Origin of the sequence: Acinetobacter sp. TAC-1, assembly GCF_029025845.1 — a bacterium.
Lineage (GTDB): Bacteria > Pseudomonadota > Gammaproteobacteria > Pseudomonadales > Moraxellaceae > Acinetobacter > Acinetobacter guillouiae.
Map to the genome: position 1 here is coordinate 4,547,116 of NZ_CP118892.1, position 17,179 is coordinate 4,564,294.

Genomic DNA, 17,179 nt, shown 5'->3' on the forward strand with positions numbered 1-17,179 from the left:
TGTTGATCGCGTCTATTTTCGATCTTGATCTCTGGTTTTAAATCAGGCATTTTTCTTGACGTTCTGCTTTAGGTTTTTCATAAATTGTTTAACTGCAGGTTCAAAGTCTTGAAATAGCACATGATCACGGTGGGTAATCATCACCTCTAAAAAGAGTTTTAATCCTACCGCAAACGCTTTAGTGGTTTCTTCATCAAAAAATTCAGCAGCTTTTAAGCGCTCTACGATTTGGAAAATATCATCGTGATTACCCACATTAAATTCGATATTTTCATTGTAGGTTGACGGATGACCTTGCGCATCTGCAAGATGTTGAACAGTTACATAATATTGATGTTGTTTCATAAGATTTCTCTAACTTGTTAAATATACCGCTGGGTTTAATGTAATGTGGTACTAAATTTAATATCCAAAACATCAATATCAAACGCTTGAAAAACCTGTTCCAGTGAAGCGATCAAAGACGCTTTATTGATCTGGGTTAGGTCGGCACATTGGATATTGAGTGACTCCACTTCGGATAAATAAGGCAAAGCATATTTGGCTTCATCTCTGCCATGCAGATTTTGCGTAATCAAACCCACTTTCTCTAAATCACTCACCACTCGATATATGGTCGATAAGCTGATCTGCTTATTTTGTACATATAACCGCTGATAAATCTGCTTTGCTGTCAGTTGTGTTTTTTGGTCCAACAGCGCTTTGAATACAATCACTCTTGCTTGGGTCACTTTTAAATTTGCATGACGCAGTTTTTGTTGTACCTCAATACTCATGTCTCACCTAAACCTTCTATTGCCCCATTATTGCACTGTTATAAACGTCCAATTTCTACTGCAGCTTGATCAATTTTTTCAGCGACTTGTCTAACTTGCTCCGCATCAAAATCTTTACCCTTGAGCTTTAGGCGTAATGATGTTTTTAAGTTTTCCATCGCACGATGAATATCCAAATATTGGTCGTTTTCATGAATTTCGCGTCGAGTTTCTAAACGCTCTAATAAGTGTTGGATATGCGCATGCTGCTCTTTTAAATGTAATTTTCCAGCATCAGTAATGTGATATTGCTTACGATCACCTTCTGTATTTTCAGCATGCACAAAACCAATTTCTTCAAGATAGGTCAGGGTTGGATAGATTGTGCCTGAACTTGGAGTATAGCCTCCACCGACCAGATCACTGATGGCTTTGATAATTTCATAACCATGCTTTGGCTGTTGCTGTATCAGATGTAAAACCAAAAGCTTCATTTTACCCGATTCAAACAACCGACCTCGTCGTCCACCATAGCCCCGTTCGGTATGCTGTTCACGATGCTCAAAATCATGTTGTGAATGATCATGTCGCTCTGATTTCATCTTTATTTTTCTCAAATTGATTAATTTATGTATATTAAGATATGTCTTAATAAGTCTTAATGCAAGATGATAGAACAAAATCAATTATAATATTTTGATAAATAATGAATTAAATAATTTTGAATCGATCTATCTTAAAAAATTAAGACATAAAAAAGACCGATTAAAAGCCTTTAAACCGAATCTATTGGCTATTTTTATTGTTGTTATGGATTGCTTAAAGCTTGACTCAGTTATCCATTTTTTAAGCATTATTTTTATGTCATGGCGCAGCAAACTTTTAATTTTCAGATCTTTAGCCTTGACATAGAGATTAATTTACATACAATGCGATTTGTAACAAAAAATTAATATTTTTATAACAAAAGGGTCACACAATGTTTAAGAAAACTTTATTTGCTGCATTACTTGCTAGTTCTTTTGGGTCTGCACATGCATACCAAGCTGAAATCGGTGGTTCACTCGGTATTGTTGATCCAGATAAAGGGGATACATCTACTGGTTTTGCTATTGATGGAACATATTATTTTAACCCTGTTCAAGTTAAAAATAACCCATTAAACGAAGCTGCCTTTCTAGATCGCGCAAGCAACGTAAATGCTGGGATTAGCTATATCGATTATGATGCCTACGATGTAACAGCTTATGGTGTTGGTATTGAATATTTCGTTCCAAATACCGATTTTTATGCAAGTGCTGCTATTGGACGCTCTACAGCTAAGGCCGATCATGTCGATGATTTAGACACAACAACTTACTCTGCTGAAGTAGGTTACTTGCCAATCCCAGGTCTTTTGATTGCGGTTGGTTTAGCGGGCTATGACAATGATTTTAATGATGATATAGATCCAACTATCCGTGCTAAATATGTCACTCAAGTGGGTCGCTATGACATGAATTTTGAAGGTGGTGCAAGCTTTGGTGATACCGATGCTTACAGCGTAGGTACAGATTTATACCTAGATAAAACTTTCAGTGTCGGATTGGCTTATTCAGGTAGCCGCACCGATGGTACTGATGAAGACAGCTTTACAATTCGTGCAAAAAAATTCTTTACTCAACAAATCAGCTTAGAAGGTTCTGTTGATTTTGAAGATGACGATAATATCTATGGTCTTCGCGCTGCTTACCGCTTCTAATTATTGGTAAACTTTAAAAAACCGCTCTTGTATAAGCGGTTTTTTTTATCACTAATTAAATAAATCAACAATTAATGATTCATTAAAATAACTTTAGGTTTGATCGAGACTTCATTTAACTTGTATTGTACTTTTTTCATCAACCTTAGTAATTCATTAGGATTTTCTTCATTTAAATTAAACGGATGCTCTGAAGTACTACTACGTATATCAGTTTGAATATTTGATTTACTATCCAAAAATAATGTCATCGGAATATAGCGCACACCATACTCTAAACTTAAATCCTCATCCTCATTCACATCGACCTTAATCATGATGAATTTTTTCGAAAGATTTACAACCTCATCATCATAAAATACTTTTCCATATCGCTTAGAAGCGCCACACCAGTTAGCATAAAACACCAATAAAATGGGTTTCTTCTCTTGTTCAGCAATCTGTAAGCCTTTTTCATAAGACAGCCAATTAATATTATTTTCGTTCCATTTAATTACATTTGCAAAGGCTGTATTTGAAATCAGAATAAAAAGCACTGCAATCCATATTTTCATTTTTCTAGATTCTTTTAGGCATAAAAAAGCGTTAAACCTATATTAATCTATGACTTAAAGAAGGGAGATAATTTTCTTTGATGTTTAATCCGCAAATCTAGTTAGAAGCACTACTTTTTACAGTGCAGAGAAAGGCCTTAACTACACAAATGTATTTAAATTTTGAATGTAAGATAAGGCTATACGCGCTCTAAAATGAGATGTATTAACTATTATAGTGGGTATCAAATAGATAAAGCGCTTATATAAGCGCTTCTTTCGCCTAAATTTACTGTTCTAAATGCAGCATTCTTAACTGCAAACTCACATTGCCATTAAATTGATTTTTATCCAATTCATAAACAATACGTACCATATCTTGCATAGGATCAAAATTGAATTTATCACGTACATTAAAGGCAATCGCATCAATCGGTTGGCCATTTTCCAAAGCTAAGCGCAATTTCAGATGCACTTCCTTTAACCAACGATAATCGATGACTTTAAAACGCCCTTCAAATACCGGTGCAGGAAACTTTTGCCCCCACGGTCCCAATTGCGCCAAAGTATCTACAGTTTGCAGTTGAAATGCCTGAGCAGGCAATTCACCATCCGTCCACAACACCGCTTGGAATAGCGCATCATCTGATTGAGCAACCAACTCAGTAAAACGTTGTTTAAATTCTTCAAAATGTTGCTTTTGAATAGTCAATCCCGCCGCCGCCGCATGCCCACCAAAATGACTAATCAAATCAGGATATTGCTCGGCAACTTTTTCAATACTGTCTCGAATATGAATACCATCAATCGAACGTGCGGAACCTTTGATATGAATCCCGTCTTTATCTGCCGCAAATACAATACTGGGGCGATGAAATTGCTCTTTTAAACGCCCGGCTACAATACCAATCACCCCTTGATGCCAATGCTCTTCAAACATGACCAGCGCTGCGGGTAAATGATCTTGATCAAGCTGTAGATTTTCCAGCGCAGCTAAAGCTTCTTGTTTGATCTCCGACTCAACTTGACGGCGTTCTAAGTTTAAATCATTGAGCTGGCGTGCCAAAGCGTGAGCTGTCTGCGTATCGGTTGCCAAAAGACATTCAATACCGATGTCCATGGTTTCCATACGCCCTGCGGCATTAAGACGAGGGCCTAACACAAAACCTAAATCAGAGGCTTTTAACTCAGCAGGATCACGCGCTGCAATGTCTAATAAGGCACTAATCCCAGCACGACATTGATTCTGTTGAATCCGTTTAACCCCTGCATCCACTAAGATACGATTGTTATGGTCGAGGCTGGCAACATCGGCATAAGTGCCCAAAGCAACCAAATCCAAATATTGCGGCATTTTTGCAGCCGATTTCCCCAGTTTTGTCCGATGGCTACTTAACTTTGCCAATAGGTAAAATGCCACGCCGACGCCAGCCAAAGCCTTACTTGGAAATTCGCACCCTAACTGATTTGGGTTAACAACCGCTTCAGCTTGAGGCGTTTCCTTGGTCGTTAAATGGTGATCGGTGATAATCACCTGCATTCCATGTGACTGTGCTTGTGCTACACCTGCATGACTGGAAATTCCATTGTCGACCGTAATTAATAGATCAGGCTGATATTTTTCAAAAGCCAAATCGGCAATTTTAGGGGTTAGGCCATAACCATATTTAAAACGATCTGGAACAAGGTATTCAACATTGGCCCCCATTTCTCGTAAAGCCAGCATCATCAGTGCGGTACTGGTGGCGCCATCTGCATCATAATCACCGACAATCACAATTTTTTTTTCTTGATCTAAAGCTTGATCAATTATTTGAATGGCTTGCTCCAAACCTTTCATTTCTGGTGCAAGTAAATATTTAAGTTTTAAATCTAATTCTTGTTCAGATTGCACACCACGACGGGCTAAAATTTCAGCAATAAAGGGTAACACGCCCTGAAAGTTTTCAGGGCGTGTGATCAAAGGTCGTTGTTTAATTTGTAATTTTTGCATTTATGGCATCAAACGTTGTATTGTCCAAGATTCACCGACTTTTTCATAAGTGAGGCGATCATGTAAGCGATTTGGGCGGCCTTGCCAGAATTCATAATACGTCGGCTCTAAACGATAGCCTCCCCAAAATTCAGGTTTAGCCAATTCATTCTTTTCAGCCACTTGATCATACAACGCTTGAAAACGCTGTTGTAAATGTTCACGACTTTCAATCACGCCACTTTGTGGGGTACTGATATGCGCTGCAATTTGGCTATCACGCGGACGTTTATGATAATAATCAGTAGATTCTTGTTCAGATATTTTCTGAACTTGTCCACCCACACGAACCTGACGTTCTAACTCAGGCCAATAGAATAGCAATTCTGCATAAGGATTTTCAGCTAAATCTAAGCCCTTTTGACTGTCATAATTGGTATAAAAATCATAACCAGCCTCGGTAGCACCACGCAATAACACAGTACGCACATGTGGACGCCCTTGTGCATTTGCGGTTGCCAACGACATTGCATAGGGTTCATGCAGTTTTGCTTCTAAAGCCAAATTAAACCAATTGAGAAACTGCGCATGAGGATGAGCATCCACTTGCTCCTCATGTAGTTCACCTTTTTGATAAGTAAGACGAAGCTCACTTAAGTCTTTAATTACATCACGCATGAAGCAAAACCTTCTACAGACGATACAATATTTTAAGCCGCATTTTGACGAACAGCATCTGCTAAATGATTTGCCAAATCAGTTACTTCTTGCAGATTATCGCCTTCTACCATAACACGGATGATCGGTTCCGTCCCTGACTTACGAATTAAAATTCGCCCACGTCCTTTAAGTGTGGCTTCTACTTTATCAAACTCGGCAACCAATGCTGGCACTGCAAATGGGTCAAACATTTGTTCAAGACGAACATTGACCAAAACATTGGGTAAAGTTTTAAAATCTGCAACCAATTCATCTAAAGATTTATTCTGTTCAACCAATACTGTTAACACTTGCAGGGCTGCAATAATTGCATCACCTGTTGTGCTCTTGTCTAAAGTCAAAATATGACCAGATGGTTCGCCACCAGTCACCCAGTTGTTTTCTTCTAAATTTTGCAATACATAGCGATCACCCACTTTAGCACGCACAAAAGGCACTTTGGCTTTTTCAAGTGCCAATTCTAATGCCATGTTACTCATCACTGTACCGACGATACCCGCCGGTTTTTGAGATGCTTGGGTTGCTAAAATATACAGAATATGGTCGCCATCAATCAATTTACCAAAACGGTCGACCAAAACCACACGATCTGCATCGCCATCAAAAGCAATACCTAAATCTGCTTGATGCTCAATCACGGCTTTTTGTAAATTTTCAGGATGTGTTGAACCACAATCCTTATTGATATTTAAACCATCTGGTTCGTTATAAAGCGCAATAACTTTTGCGCCTAATTCACGAAATACTGCTGGACCTACGCTATACGCTGCACCATTGGCGCAATCCACCACAATTTTTAAATGGCGTAAATTGAAATGATATGGGAATGTCGATTTACAAAACTCGATATAACGACCATTGGCATCTTTAACACGTACACTCTTACCTAAGTTTGCGGTGTCTTCAATAATGATATCGTTCTCAAGCTCTCGATTAATCGCATCTTGAATCGTATCTGGGAGCTTTTTCCCTTCATCTGAAAAGAATTTAATTCCATTATCAAAATAAGGGTTATGCGAAGCAGAAATCACGATCCCTAAGTTGGCATGCAATGCACGGGTTAAATGGGCAATTGCAGGGGTCGGCAGCGGTCCAAGCAAATGTACATAAACACCTGCCGCATTGAGACCCGCCTGTAAAGCTGCTTCAAGAATATAACCCGATAAACGGGTATCTTTACCTAAAACCACAATTGGTTTTGATTTTGGGCTAATTTGCTTTAATACTTTCCCTGCCGCAAATCCGAGTTTAAGTGCAAATTCTGGGGTAATTGGGAGTTCACCAAATTTTCCACGAATCCCGTCTGTTCCAAAATAACTCATCTTTTACCCACTTATTATGTGTTGTATAACAATCAATTTTTAAGGTTTACTACTTTACACCAAAATAAAAAAGCCGTCATAAACTGACGGCTTTTTCCAATCAAAATATTACAAAAGATTAACCTACACGATAGTTCGGTGCTTCTTTGGTAATCGTTACATCATGCACATGTGACTCTTGCATACCTGCAGCGGTGATTTTCACAAATTTTGCATTTTGACGTAAATCTTCAATGGTTGCAGAACCGGTATAGCCCATAGATGAACGTAAACCGCCCATCATTTGATGTACGATATTGCCCATTGGACCTTTGTACGGTACGCGGCCTTCAATCCCTTCTGGAACCAATTTTTCAGCACCTGCTTTCGAGTCTTGGAAATAACGATCGGCAGAACCCGTCGCACCAGCCATTGCACCCAAAGAACCCATACCACGGTATGCTTTGTAATAACGACCTTGGAAGAATTCAACTTCACCAGGCGCTTCTTCAGTACCCGCCATAAGTGAACCCACCATAATCGTGCTTGCACCAGCACCAATCGCTTTTGCCATATCCCCAGAGAAACGGATACCACCATCAGCAATCAATGGAATTTGGTCTTTCAATGCATTGGCAACACTGTCAATTGCAGAGATTTGTGGCATACCAATACCTGCAACGATACGTGTCGTACAGATTGAACCAGGACCAATACCCACTTTCACCGCATCTGCACCCGCATCAAGTAATGCCAAAGCAGCATCACCCGTTGCGATATTACCGCCAATCACTTGAACTTGAGGGAAGTTTGCTTTCACCCAACGGACACGCTCGATCACACCCGCAGAATGACCATGCGCCGTATCCACTACAATCGCATCAACGCCCGCTTCAACCAACGCTTCAACACGACTTGGAGTTTCAGCGCCAGTACCCACTGCAGCACCAACACGTAAACGACCTAATTCATCTTTACAGCTATTTGGATAAGATTCCGCTTTACGGAAATCTGTAACTGTAATTAAGCCTTTTAGTGCATTGCTTTCATCAACCACCAATACTTTTTCAATACGGTGTTTTTGCAATAATGCTTGAATATTTTCTTTCGATTCATTTTCACGAACAGTCACAAGACGATCTTGCCCTGTCATGATATTGCTTACTGGTTGTTCCAAGTTCGTTACAAAACGAGTATCTCGGCCAGTTACAATCCCAACCACTTTGCCATCTTTAACGACAGGTACACCGCTGATGTTGTTGGCTTGTGTAATTGCCATCAAATCACGAATCGTGGTTTCAGGTGTCACGGTAATTGGATCTTTCACCATTCCCGCTTCGAATTTTTTTACACGGCGAACTTCTGCAGCTTGTGCAGAAATATCCATGTTTTTATGTAAAATACCAATACCACCGTTTTGCGCCATTGCAATCGCCATACGTGACTCAGTCACAGTATCCATTGCTGCTGAAACCATAGGGATGTTCAGTTGAATGCCGCGTGTGAGGCGTGTCTTTAGAGAGACATCTTTTGGGAGGATAGTAGAATAGGCAGGGAGTAATAAGACATCATCGAAGGTTAGCGCTTCTTGAACGATGGTCAACATAACAGTCTCGCTGGTAATTTCCGTGAGCTATTATATACAAATTTCCGTTCAATTTTCATTTTTTATTGTGCGGATTTATCTTATTCTCGATCACACTTTATTTTTCAGTATCTTATTGAAATAAAAATGGGCTTTGAATATAAAATTATCGTGGATTTAACACCACAGTAGACTGTCGACTTACAGTCTCTGCCTTAATATCCTAAATTTTCCCAATGAAGCGTTAACACACCTGATCAAAGTCTTCATCATTGCTGGGTGTAGCGACTTCTATTTCGATCAGGGGAATTAAACCATAGCCTTGTCTTGCTTTTGCACATTGTGAATCCCCAGCATGTACCTGTTTGCATGAAGAACTCCGTTGCTCATACATACTACAGCTGACTTGCTGTCCAATCTCACCCTTTAATGCCACACAACGTGGTTGCTTTTGATTGGTGCCCTGCATACAAGAATACACGGCTGTCAAAGGTTCGACATAATCTGGCGGCATGGCTTCTCCTTCTGCCCAATAAAATGAGACTCGGAAAAAGGCGCAACACGCTCCGCAACTTAAGCACGCATCCTGTGCTGAGATTTGTGACAACATTTTTTTAAGATTCTCGTTATCAATTTAAAATTTTGGCAAGAAAATCCTAAAAAAAGTCGCACTCAAACTCAATATCTTTTTTGAATTTTTTATTGCGGACAGGTAAACACGGACTCATCCATCAAATCGACACCACATTGTAAATTTTCGATCCAGTCTAAAAACTGATGAATCATCTCTTTACCAATAAATGGCTTACCATGTTGCGGCACAATCATTTCAATATCCATTTGACGCACCATTTTCACCCATAAACGGATCACCCGATTGGTACACATATAGCGCTGATGAAAACCATGCATGGTTGGAATGTGCATTGCAAAATCTTCAATTGGTTTCGAGGCATCATCAACAATCGATGCACCCATATCACCTGAGAATAAAATTTTTGAAATTGGATCGTAAAACTGGAAATTTCCAACGGAATGTAAGAAATGCGCAGGAACCACGATGATGCGCGTTTCTCCCAATGGAATAGAGCCACCTTGGTCAGGCAATTCGATCAGACGTTCTAACCAGCCCCCTTTCATACGGTCACTCATAAATGCTGAGTTTAAATGAGGTAAAAAGCGTGCCCATAATTTAGATGCGACCACTTTGGCATCGGTATAGACCAACCAACGTGGCATTGAAGTAATGATGTCGGGGTCTTGATGAGATGCCATGACATAGTCTAGATTTTGTAATCGGGTGTATTTATTAAGCTCCATGGTCAGGGGCACATAGGTCAAATCACCACCCGGATCTAATACTGCTGCACGTTCATTATTTAAAATAAGAAACTGATTGGCTTGTACACCTTCACCTTTCACCAAACTAGTAAAACTTATACATTTATGAGTGCCATTATCAAACAAAACTTGCGACGTGGTGCGATCTAAAGCCATACCAGAAACCCCAAAACCTTTTTTAAAATAAATCTTTAGTTATCCCATACAACATATAAGGTTTTCTTCAAAGTTACAATAAATCTACAACCTAAGTTTAAAGATTATTTGTGTCATCATTCTCAGAATAATAAAAAACCCAACATTAAGTTGGGTTTTCAGCTTTAAAAATAGATGACTTTATTGATGTTCAATCAGCTTGGAAAATTGTGCTTAAAAAAAGTAATGCTGAACTAAAGCGGCGACACCAATAATAAAGAAGATTGCAGCTCCAATTTTATGAATCAAAGCAATAGGTAATTTATCTGCCAATTTATTGCCAATAAATACAGCAGGTGCATTGACCAACATAATCCCCAATGTCGTACCTAGAGTTACCCAACCGATGCTGTCAAAGCGTGCAGCAAGTGCCACTGTGGCGATTTGGGTTTTATCCCCAATTTCTGCAAGGAAGAATAATACAAAGGTTGCACCAAAGACCCCATATTTTTGCCATTTATTAATACTTTCAGATTCATCGTCCAATTCATCTGGAATCAACATCCACCCAGCCATACCAATAAAGCCAAGTGACACAATCCAAAGTAATACTGTCGGGCTAAGGACTGTGGTAATCCATTGACCAAGCACAGCCGATACCCCATGATTGACAATAGTTGCTAATAAAATTGCAAATAAAATCGGAATAGGTTTACGAAAACGTGCAGCAAGAAGTAATGCGAGCAGTTGTGTTTTATCGCCCATTTCGGATAAAGCGACAACCACTAAAGAGATGAGGAAGGCATTTAACATTTCAAAGTCTCTGGCTAGCAATATTTACCGATGACTTACCCCTCCTGCTAGCCAATATGAATAGTCGCCTATTCAACGCGGAGTGATAAATCAAAGGTCTTGCCAACAAAAGATAGCTGAGTAAATACCTTCAGCTAAATTGGTTCTTTGCTATGATGACCATACTCTGTTGAGTAATTATGTTGATCATCACCCATTTATCATCTCGCAGATGACAAACAGCGGCTACTCCCCAATGAAGTACAGCTATTCTACAACGCTTTATCAGTCATTTTCAATTTTTAAAAATTAAAAAATTTAAAGCTCAGATAAACTTCAAAAAATATCGTGCCGAAGCATTTTTTATGCCCGCAGAGGATGAATCCAATTTCGTTTCTTCACTAATTTTGAACTCTAGAGGGTTATCCTATCGTGGAGCGACAGGGATGTCGCCGATTGATTTAATTAAAAATATTAATTAAGAGAAATTATATTCTTGTGCCTGAGTTTTTTGACAGATTGACTATATTGAATAATGACTTTAAAGCAGGTTTGAAAATTATTGATAAAACAAAATCAGATCCATATAAAAAACCTCGCCTAAAGCGAGGTCTTCTATAATTTAAAACTTAAAGCAAGATGTTACGAATATCTGATAACAACTTGGTCAATTTATTGGTAAATCGCGCAGCATCCGCACCATTAATCACACGATGGTCATAAGACAATGACAATGGCAACATCAGTTTTGGATCAAAGCCTGAGCCATTCCATACTGGTTGCATCGTTGCAGGTGAGATACCCAAAATCGCAACTTGCGGCCAGTTCACCAATGGCGTAAATGCAGTACCACCAATTGAACCTAGGCTAGTAATAGTAAAGTTTGCACCTTGTAAGTCTTTCGGAGAAAGTTTCTTATCACGTGCTTTTTTACTTAACTCACCCAATTCAATGGCAATTTGCTTAATCGATTTTTGATCAGGATTACGCAATACTGGAACAGTTAAACCATCTGGTGTCGCCACAGCGATTCCCATATGGATTTCTTTACGCAACAGCACAGACTTTTGATCATCTGCCAAGTGACCTGCAAAATAAGGCTCTTCTTTGAGTAAAAACGCCACCGCTTTTGCAATAAAGGCAAGGATCGTTAAGCTAATACCATCTTGCTTAAATTTCCCTTTTAACTCACCGCGCCAAGCTTCTAGTTCAGTAATATCTGCTAAATCAAATTGTGTCACTTGCGGAATAAAATTGTTTAATGACAATTGCGGTACAGACACTTGCTGTAAACGCGTCATTGGTGCAATTTCACTACCACCAAATGCACTGAAATCTGGTAATGCAGGCAAACCTGAAGCGACTGGCGCAGCAGTTGTTTGAGCTGCTGCTTGCGGTGCAGTCAATTTGGCTTTAACAAAAGCAAAAACATCATCCTTCATCACACGTGCATGAGGGCCAGAGGCCTCGACTTGTGATAAAACCACACCCAGTTCACGCGCAAGCTTACGCACGGCTGGACCAGCATAAACTTTAGCATTTTCAGCTTGTTGTGCTTTAGATAACTTTTCAGTACCCGCTTGAGCAACGGCCACTTCAGCTTTTGGCGTTGAAGCTGTCGTTTTCGCGGCTGGTGCTGATGCAGCTTGTGATGCTGGAGCGGCTGGTTTTTCTTGCGGTGCTGATGCAGTCTGACCTTGTGCTTCAATCGTTACCAAAGCAGTGCCCTGACTTACAGACTGATTCAATTCCACATGGATCGCCGTCACCGTACCAGCAACCGTACTTGGTACTTCTACAGAGGCTTTATCCGACTCAGCAACGCAAAGGCTTTGGTCTTTTTCAACTTGATCGCCTACGCTCACCAAAATTTCAGAAATTGTTGCTTTATCTACACCCAGATCAGGAACAGCAACTTCAACTTTACCCGATTGGGCTGGCGCTGATGCTTCTGGTGCAGCAGCTTGAGTTGGTGTTGCTGACGTTTGTTGAGGCGCTTCAGCAGGTGCTGCCGCCGAAGTCGTTGCAGCCCCTACAGTTTTCACTGTAATCAGTACCACACCTTCTTTAACATTATCGCCTTCTTTGACCACAACACTTTCAACCGTGCCAGCAACTGTACTTGGAACTTCAACCGTTGCTTTATCCGATTCCACTACAACGATGCTGTCATCTACCGCAATTTCGTCGCCCACTTTAACCAGAACTTCGCCGACCAAAGCTTTTTCAACACCAATATCTGGCACTTGAACTTCAACTGTTTGAGATGAAGCTGTCGTAGATGCAGAAGGTGCAACAGACGCCACAGGTTCAGCTTTAGTTTTTACAGCAGGTTCAGTTTTTGCAGCTTCTTGAGCAGGTTGTGCTGGTGATTCTGTCTCTGTTGCATCCGCAGATTCAACTTCGATCAACACAGCACCTTCTGAAACTTCATCGCCTTCCGTAACAGCAATACTTTTAACCACACCTGCTGAAGTGCTTGGCACTTCAACAGAGGCTTTGTCTGACTCAAGTAGAATGATACTGTCATCAACAGCGATGGTATCCCCGACTTTCACCAAGATTTCTGCAACAGTGGCCTTATCAACGCCAATATCAGGAGTTTTAACTTGCATCATTATTTCTCCTCTGTCACTTCAGTATAAGCAGCAACTTCTTGTACAGATGGGTGCGCTTGCGGTAACCATGCAACTGGACGATCAACATCAAGTTCAAATGAAGAGATTGCATCTTTCACCAAACGCGGATCAACTTCACCTTCATCAGCAAGTTTTTTCAATGTTGCAACCACAATATGTGCCGCATCTACACCAAAGTAACTACGCAAATTACTGCGTGTATCTGAACGACCATAACCATCTGTACCCAATGTTACATATGGACGGCTATCTGGAAGATAAGCACGGATCTGTTCGCTATAGGCACGCATATGATCTGTTGCTGAAACAACAATACCATCCGTGTCACGTAATTGCTGAGAAACCCAAGACTCTTTACCGTCTTCAAGTGGATGTAGGCGATTGTATTCTTCAACAGCCATACCATCACGTGCCAATTCATTGAAGCTTGTTACACTCCATACATTGGAATGGATTTGGTATTCATCACGTAAAATTTGCCCAGCTTTAATCACTTCACGCAGAATCACGCCTGAACCCAATAACTGAACTGTGGCTTTTTCATCTTTATTGAACAAATACATACCACGTTTGATGCCTTCTTCAGCACCTTCAGGCAATGCAGGTTGGTCATAGTTTTCATTCATGAGCGTCAAGTAATAGAACACACGTTCCTGATTCACATACATACGTTGTAAACCATCATGCACAATCACAGCTAACTCATAACCAAAGCAAGGATCATACGCTACACAGTTTGGAATCGTTCCTGCCAAGATATGAGAATGACCATCTTGGTGTTGTAAACCTTCACCATTTAATGTTGTACGACCAGCTGTTGCACCACACAAGAAGCCTTGTGCCTGAGAGTCACCCGCTGCCCATGCAATATCCCCAATACGTTGGAAACCAAACATTGAGTAATACATATACATCGGAATCATTGGTAAGTTATTGGTTGAATAACTGGTACCCAATGCTGACCAAGCGCTCATTGCACCTGCTTCATTGATCCCTTCTTGCAACATGTGACCATCTTTCGCTTCACGATAGTTCATGAGCTGTTCTTGGTCTTCTGGGGTATAGTTTTGTCCATGCGCAGCATAGATCCCCAACTGACGGAACATGCCTTCTAAACCGAAGGTACGCGCTTCATCAGGTACGATAGGCACAACACGGTCTTTAATGGCTTTTTCTTTTAACAATGCTGCAATCAAACGCACCATAACCATCGTGGTTGATTGTTCTTTACCACCACTACCTTTAAGCACGCCATCAAATACTGAAATCTCTGGAATCGCCAATACTTCACTGTCTTTACGACGTGCAGGTAAATAACCACCTAAAGCTTCACGACGTGCTTTCATATATTTCAATTCAGGTGAGTTTTCACCTGGACGATAGAATGGAAGCTCTTCAAGTTGCTCATCAGAGAATGGTAAATTGAAACGGTCACGTACATATTTCAATGAATCGTGTTGCATTTTCTTGATTTGGTGGGTTTTGTTGACAGCTTCAATTTCGTCAGACAAACCATACCCTTTCACTGTTTTTGCCAAGATTACAGTCGGTTGACCATTGCTGGTCATTGCTGCAGCATACGCGGCATACACTTTGTATGGGTCATGACCACCGCGATTCAGATTATCAATATCTTCATCACTTAAGCCTTTTACCAACTCCGCAGCTTCAGGGTATTTACCAAAGAATTTTTCACGGGTATAAGCGCCACCTTTTACTTGGTAGCGTTGGTATTCACCATCTAGCGTTTCATCCATACGGGCTTTTAAAGCACCTGAGGTGTCTTTGTCCAATAAAGGATCCCAATGACGACCCCAGACCACCTTAATCACACGCCAGCCTGCACCACGGAACAGTGACTCTAGCTCTTGAATGATTTTACCGTTACCACGTACAGGACCATCTAGACGCTGTAAGTTACAGTTAACCACCCAGATTAAGTTGTCTAATTTTTCGCGACCCGCAAGCGAGATTGCACCTAAGCTTTCTGGCTCATCCATTTCACCATCGCCAAGATACGCCCAAACCTTACGGTTTTCTTCTTTGATCAAACCACGATTCATCAAGTACTTTTGAATATGCGCTTGATAAATTGACATGATTGGACCAAGGCCCATCGAAACAGTTGGGAACTGCCAGTAATCTGGCATTAAGTAAGGATGAGGATAACTTGAAAGCCCTTGACCACCCACTTCACGACGGAAATTGCTCAATTGATCTTCGGTCAAACGACCTTCTAAAAATGAACGTGCGTAAATACCTGGGGCGCAGTGACCTTGGTAATAGATCATGTCGCCACCAAAGCTATCGCTATTGGCACGGAAGAAATGGTTAAAGCCGACATCATATAGGGTTGCTGAAGACGCGAAACTTGCCAAGTGACCACCTAAGTCATCACCTGTTTTATTGGCACGTAGAACCATTGCCAAAGCATTCCAACGAATTAATGCTCGAATACGACGCTCCATATCTTGGTCGCCTGGCATCGCTGGAGATTCTTCAACTGGAATGGTATTTAAATAAGGGGTATTTAGACGCTGAATAGGTACATGCTTCGAAATTGCTTGTTGATATAATTTTTCTAATAAAAACGCAGCACGATCCGTACCCATATGCTGGAGCACTGAATCAAAGGCATCTTGCCATTCTTGTGTTTCCTGAGCGTCGCTATCACCATAATACGCCATTTCCCACTTACTCCTTGAATAGTTTTCTATATATTATATGTATCATGTTTTAGGCCTGTTAAGTTATCGTTACAGCCAAATGCAGATTGTAAGGATTATTTAGCAACTAAATAGTTGTTGACTAATTAACACTTAAAATAACAAAAAACCGCCAATAAAGGCGGTTTTTTATACAAAATAATTTTTTATTTGATGATAGTCTGAATACAGTATTTAATTCATCGCGACTACGAATTCAACCATGCATACAGAGCATCAATCATAAGCTCAACAATTAAATGTTTAGCGTTATGGCAACATGGCTAAGTAAGAAGATGGATTTTTACGTTGACCATCTTTCACTACTTCGTAATGCAAATGTGGACCTGTGCAACGACCAGTACAACCCACGTTGGCAATATGTTCACCAGCCTTCACCTGATCACCCACACGGGCAATTAGACGTGAAGCATGCGCATAACGTGTGATATAGCCATTGCCATGGTTAATTTCTACATATTGACCATAACCAGTGCCCCAACCAGACTTGGTTACGATACCAGGACCTGTTGCATAAATTGGTGTACCACTTGGTGCTGAAAGATCTAAACCAGAATGATGTTCGGCACGACCACCCATTGTACGACCACCAAAATCAGAGCTTACGCGCTTCATGTCTGGAAGAGGATGAGTGACTAACCAAGAATATGGAGAGTTTGCAGTATAACGAGAAGCAGAGTTTGCGCTAGAACCGTATTTTTTAGCGATACTTGCATTGTTTAACTCGATTGGCGCATCCTGGCTACGTAAAGTAATATTCATCTTTGCTGAAGCAGGAAGATCTAAATCATCTGGATTATAAGAGCCTTGAGATAGAGTCTTGGATAATTGTTCTAAACGATCTGGTGATTGAACCAAGTCTGCAAATGCAGCGGTTGCAGCGGAAGCTGCTAAAGTAAAAGCCAATAAAATACGTCGCGTATGCATAAAAACCTCTTT

The 17,179-nt window shown here is 40.5% G+C and carries 15 protein-coding genes and 1 riboswitch; of the genes, 1 reads left to right on the top strand and 14 read right to left on the bottom strand.

Going from position 1 to position 17,179, the window contains the following annotated elements; all coding sequences use genetic code 11:
• Positions 1-42: 42 nt before the first annotated feature.
• Genes PYV58_RS21280 through PYV58_RS21290 form a run of 3 tightly spaced genes read right to left on the bottom strand, consistent with a single transcriptional unit; the run spans position 43 to position 1,357 of the window.
• Complete coding sequence (locus tag PYV58_RS21280) at positions 43-345, bottom strand: DUF3861 domain-containing protein (protein ID WP_004718593.1); 303 nt, start codon at positions 343-345, stop codon at positions 43-45.
• A 35-nt stretch (positions 346-380) separates the two neighbouring features.
• Positions 381-776 carry a transcriptional repressor gene (locus PYV58_RS21285; protein ID WP_034611287.1) on the bottom strand — a complete coding sequence of 132 codons (396 nt, stop codon included), beginning with the start codon at positions 774-776 and terminating at the stop codon, positions 381-383.
• Between the two features lie 38 nt (positions 777-814).
• A complete protein-coding gene (locus tag PYV58_RS21290) occupies positions 815-1,357 on the bottom strand; it encodes a PadR family transcriptional regulator (protein ID WP_034611284.1) in 543 nt (180 codons plus the stop codon).
• 377 nt (positions 1,358-1,734) lie between these two features.
• Here PYV58_RS21290 and PYV58_RS21295 point away from each other — a divergent pair, with 377 nt between their 5' ends.
• Positions 1,735-2,496 carry a putative porin gene (locus PYV58_RS21295; protein ID WP_004718597.1) on the top strand — a complete coding sequence of 254 codons (762 nt, stop codon included), beginning with the start codon at positions 1,735-1,737 and terminating at the stop codon, positions 2,494-2,496.
• Positions 2,497-2,567: 71 nt separating this feature from the next.
• On the opposite strand, the gene PYV58_RS21300 is transcribed toward PYV58_RS21295, so the two are convergent.
• The 11 genes from PYV58_RS21300 to PYV58_RS21350 all read right to left on the bottom strand — a co-directional run bounded on the left by PYV58_RS21300 (position 2,568) and on the right by PYV58_RS21350 (position 17,167).
• On the bottom strand, positions 2,568-3,050 hold the full coding sequence (locus PYV58_RS21300) for a thioredoxin family protein (protein ID WP_051670978.1): 483 nt from the start codon (positions 3,048-3,050) through the stop codon (positions 2,568-2,570).
• Positions 3,051-3,318: 268 nt separating this feature from the next.
• Positions 3,319-5,022 carry a single-stranded-DNA-specific exonuclease RecJ gene (recJ, locus tag PYV58_RS21305; protein WP_034611280.1) on the bottom strand — a complete coding sequence of 568 codons (1,704 nt, stop codon included), beginning with the start codon at positions 5,020-5,022 and terminating at the stop codon, positions 3,319-3,321.
• Entirely contained in the window at positions 5,023-5,679 is a 657-nt protein-coding gene (gene pdxH / locus PYV58_RS21310; RefSeq protein WP_034611277.1) for a pyridoxamine 5'-phosphate oxidase, read from the bottom strand.
• Between the two features lie 32 nt (positions 5,680-5,711).
• A complete protein-coding gene (glmM, locus tag PYV58_RS21315; RefSeq protein WP_004818404.1) occupies positions 5,712-7,043 on the bottom strand; it encodes a phosphoglucosamine mutase in 1,332 nt (443 codons plus the stop codon).
• A 118-nt stretch (positions 7,044-7,161) separates the two neighbouring features.
• Positions 7,162-8,628 carry an IMP dehydrogenase gene (gene guaB, locus PYV58_RS21320; protein WP_004718605.1) on the bottom strand — a complete coding sequence of 489 codons (1,467 nt, stop codon included), beginning with the start codon at positions 8,626-8,628 and terminating at the stop codon, positions 7,162-7,164.
• A 223-nt stretch (positions 8,629-8,851) separates the two neighbouring features.
• Entirely contained in the window at positions 8,852-9,217 is a 366-nt protein-coding gene (locus tag PYV58_RS21325; protein ID WP_081407361.1) for a YkgJ family cysteine cluster protein, read from the bottom strand.
• A gap of 89 nt (positions 9,218-9,306) precedes the next feature.
• Positions 9,307-10,104 carry an MBL fold metallo-hydrolase gene (locus tag PYV58_RS21330; RefSeq protein ID WP_004718609.1) on the bottom strand — a complete coding sequence of 266 codons (798 nt, stop codon included), beginning with the start codon at positions 10,102-10,104 and terminating at the stop codon, positions 9,307-9,309.
• A 213-nt stretch (positions 10,105-10,317) separates the two neighbouring features.
• Positions 10,318-10,896, bottom strand: coding sequence for a TMEM165/GDT1 family protein (locus PYV58_RS21335; protein WP_004818402.1), 579 nt, complete (start codon positions 10,894-10,896; stop codon positions 10,318-10,320).
• An 89-nt stretch (positions 10,897-10,985) separates the two neighbouring features.
• Positions 10,986-11,142: riboswitch (yybP-ykoY riboswitch) on the bottom strand.
• Positions 11,143-11,504: 362 nt separating this feature from the next.
• Positions 11,505-13,490 carry a 2-oxo acid dehydrogenase subunit E2 gene (locus tag PYV58_RS21340; protein ID WP_171077749.1) on the bottom strand — a complete coding sequence of 662 codons (1,986 nt, stop codon included), beginning with the start codon at positions 13,488-13,490 and terminating at the stop codon, positions 11,505-11,507.
• Between the two features lie 2 nt (positions 13,491-13,492).
• Positions 13,493-16,201, bottom strand: coding sequence for a pyruvate dehydrogenase (acetyl-transferring), homodimeric type (gene aceE, locus PYV58_RS21345; RefSeq protein WP_004818397.1), 2,709 nt, complete (start codon positions 16,199-16,201; stop codon positions 13,493-13,495).
• 288 nt (positions 16,202-16,489) lie between these two features.
• Entirely contained in the window at positions 16,490-17,167 is a 678-nt protein-coding gene (locus PYV58_RS21350) for a M23 family metallopeptidase (RefSeq protein ID WP_004718614.1), read from the bottom strand.
• Between the last annotated feature and the right edge of the window lie 12 nt (positions 17,168-17,179).

What these genes read in the sequence shown, in the direction of transcription:
- PYV58_RS21325 (WP_081407361.1), bottom strand. Translation starts at nt 9,217, where the DNA reads ATGTTGTCACAAATCTCAGCACAGGATGCGTGCTTAAGTTGCGGAGCG.
- PYV58_RS21300 (WP_051670978.1), bottom strand. Translation starts at nt 3,050, where the DNA reads ATGAAAATATGGATTGCAGTGCTTTTTATTCTGATTTCAAATACAGCC.
- PYV58_RS21340 (WP_171077749.1), bottom strand. Translation starts at nt 13,490, where the DNA reads ATGCAAGTTAAAACTCCTGATATTGGCGTTGATAAGGCCACTGTTGCA.
- aceE (WP_004818397.1), bottom strand. Translation starts at nt 16,201, where the DNA reads ATGGCGTATTATGGTGATAGCGACGCTCAGGAAACACAAGAATGGCAA.
- PYV58_RS21335 (WP_004818402.1), bottom strand. Translation starts at nt 10,896, where the DNA reads ATGTTAAATGCCTTCCTCATCTCTTTAGTGGTTGTCGCTTTATCCGAA.
- PYV58_RS21280 (WP_004718593.1), bottom strand. Translation starts at nt 345, where the DNA reads ATGAAACAACATCAATATTATGTAACTGTTCAACATCTTGCAGATGCG.
- PYV58_RS21350 (WP_004718614.1), bottom strand. Translation starts at nt 17,167, where the DNA reads ATGCATACGCGACGTATTTTATTGGCTTTTACTTTAGCAGCTTCCGCT.
- PYV58_RS21330 (WP_004718609.1), bottom strand. Translation starts at nt 10,104, where the DNA reads ATGGCTTTAGATCGCACCACGTCGCAAGTTTTGTTTGATAATGGCACT.
- guaB (WP_004718605.1), bottom strand. Translation starts at nt 8,628, where the DNA reads ATGTTGACCATCGTTCAAGAAGCGCTAACCTTCGATGATGTCTTATTA.
- PYV58_RS21295 (WP_004718597.1), top strand. Translation starts at nt 1,735, where the DNA reads ATGTTTAAGAAAACTTTATTTGCTGCATTACTTGCTAGTTCTTTTGGG.
- recJ (WP_034611280.1), bottom strand. Translation starts at nt 5,022, where the DNA reads ATGCAAAAATTACAAATTAAACAACGACCTTTGATCACACGCCCTGAA.
- glmM (WP_004818404.1), bottom strand. Translation starts at nt 7,043, where the DNA reads ATGAGTTATTTTGGAACAGACGGGATTCGTGGAAAATTTGGTGAACTC.
- PYV58_RS21290 (WP_034611284.1), bottom strand. Translation starts at nt 1,357, where the DNA reads ATGAAATCAGAGCGACATGATCATTCACAACATGATTTTGAGCATCGT.
- pdxH (WP_034611277.1), bottom strand. Translation starts at nt 5,679, where the DNA reads ATGCGTGATGTAATTAAAGACTTAAGTGAGCTTCGTCTTACTTATCAA.
- PYV58_RS21285 (WP_034611287.1), bottom strand. Translation starts at nt 776, where the DNA reads ATGAGTATTGAGGTACAACAAAAACTGCGTCATGCAAATTTAAAAGTG.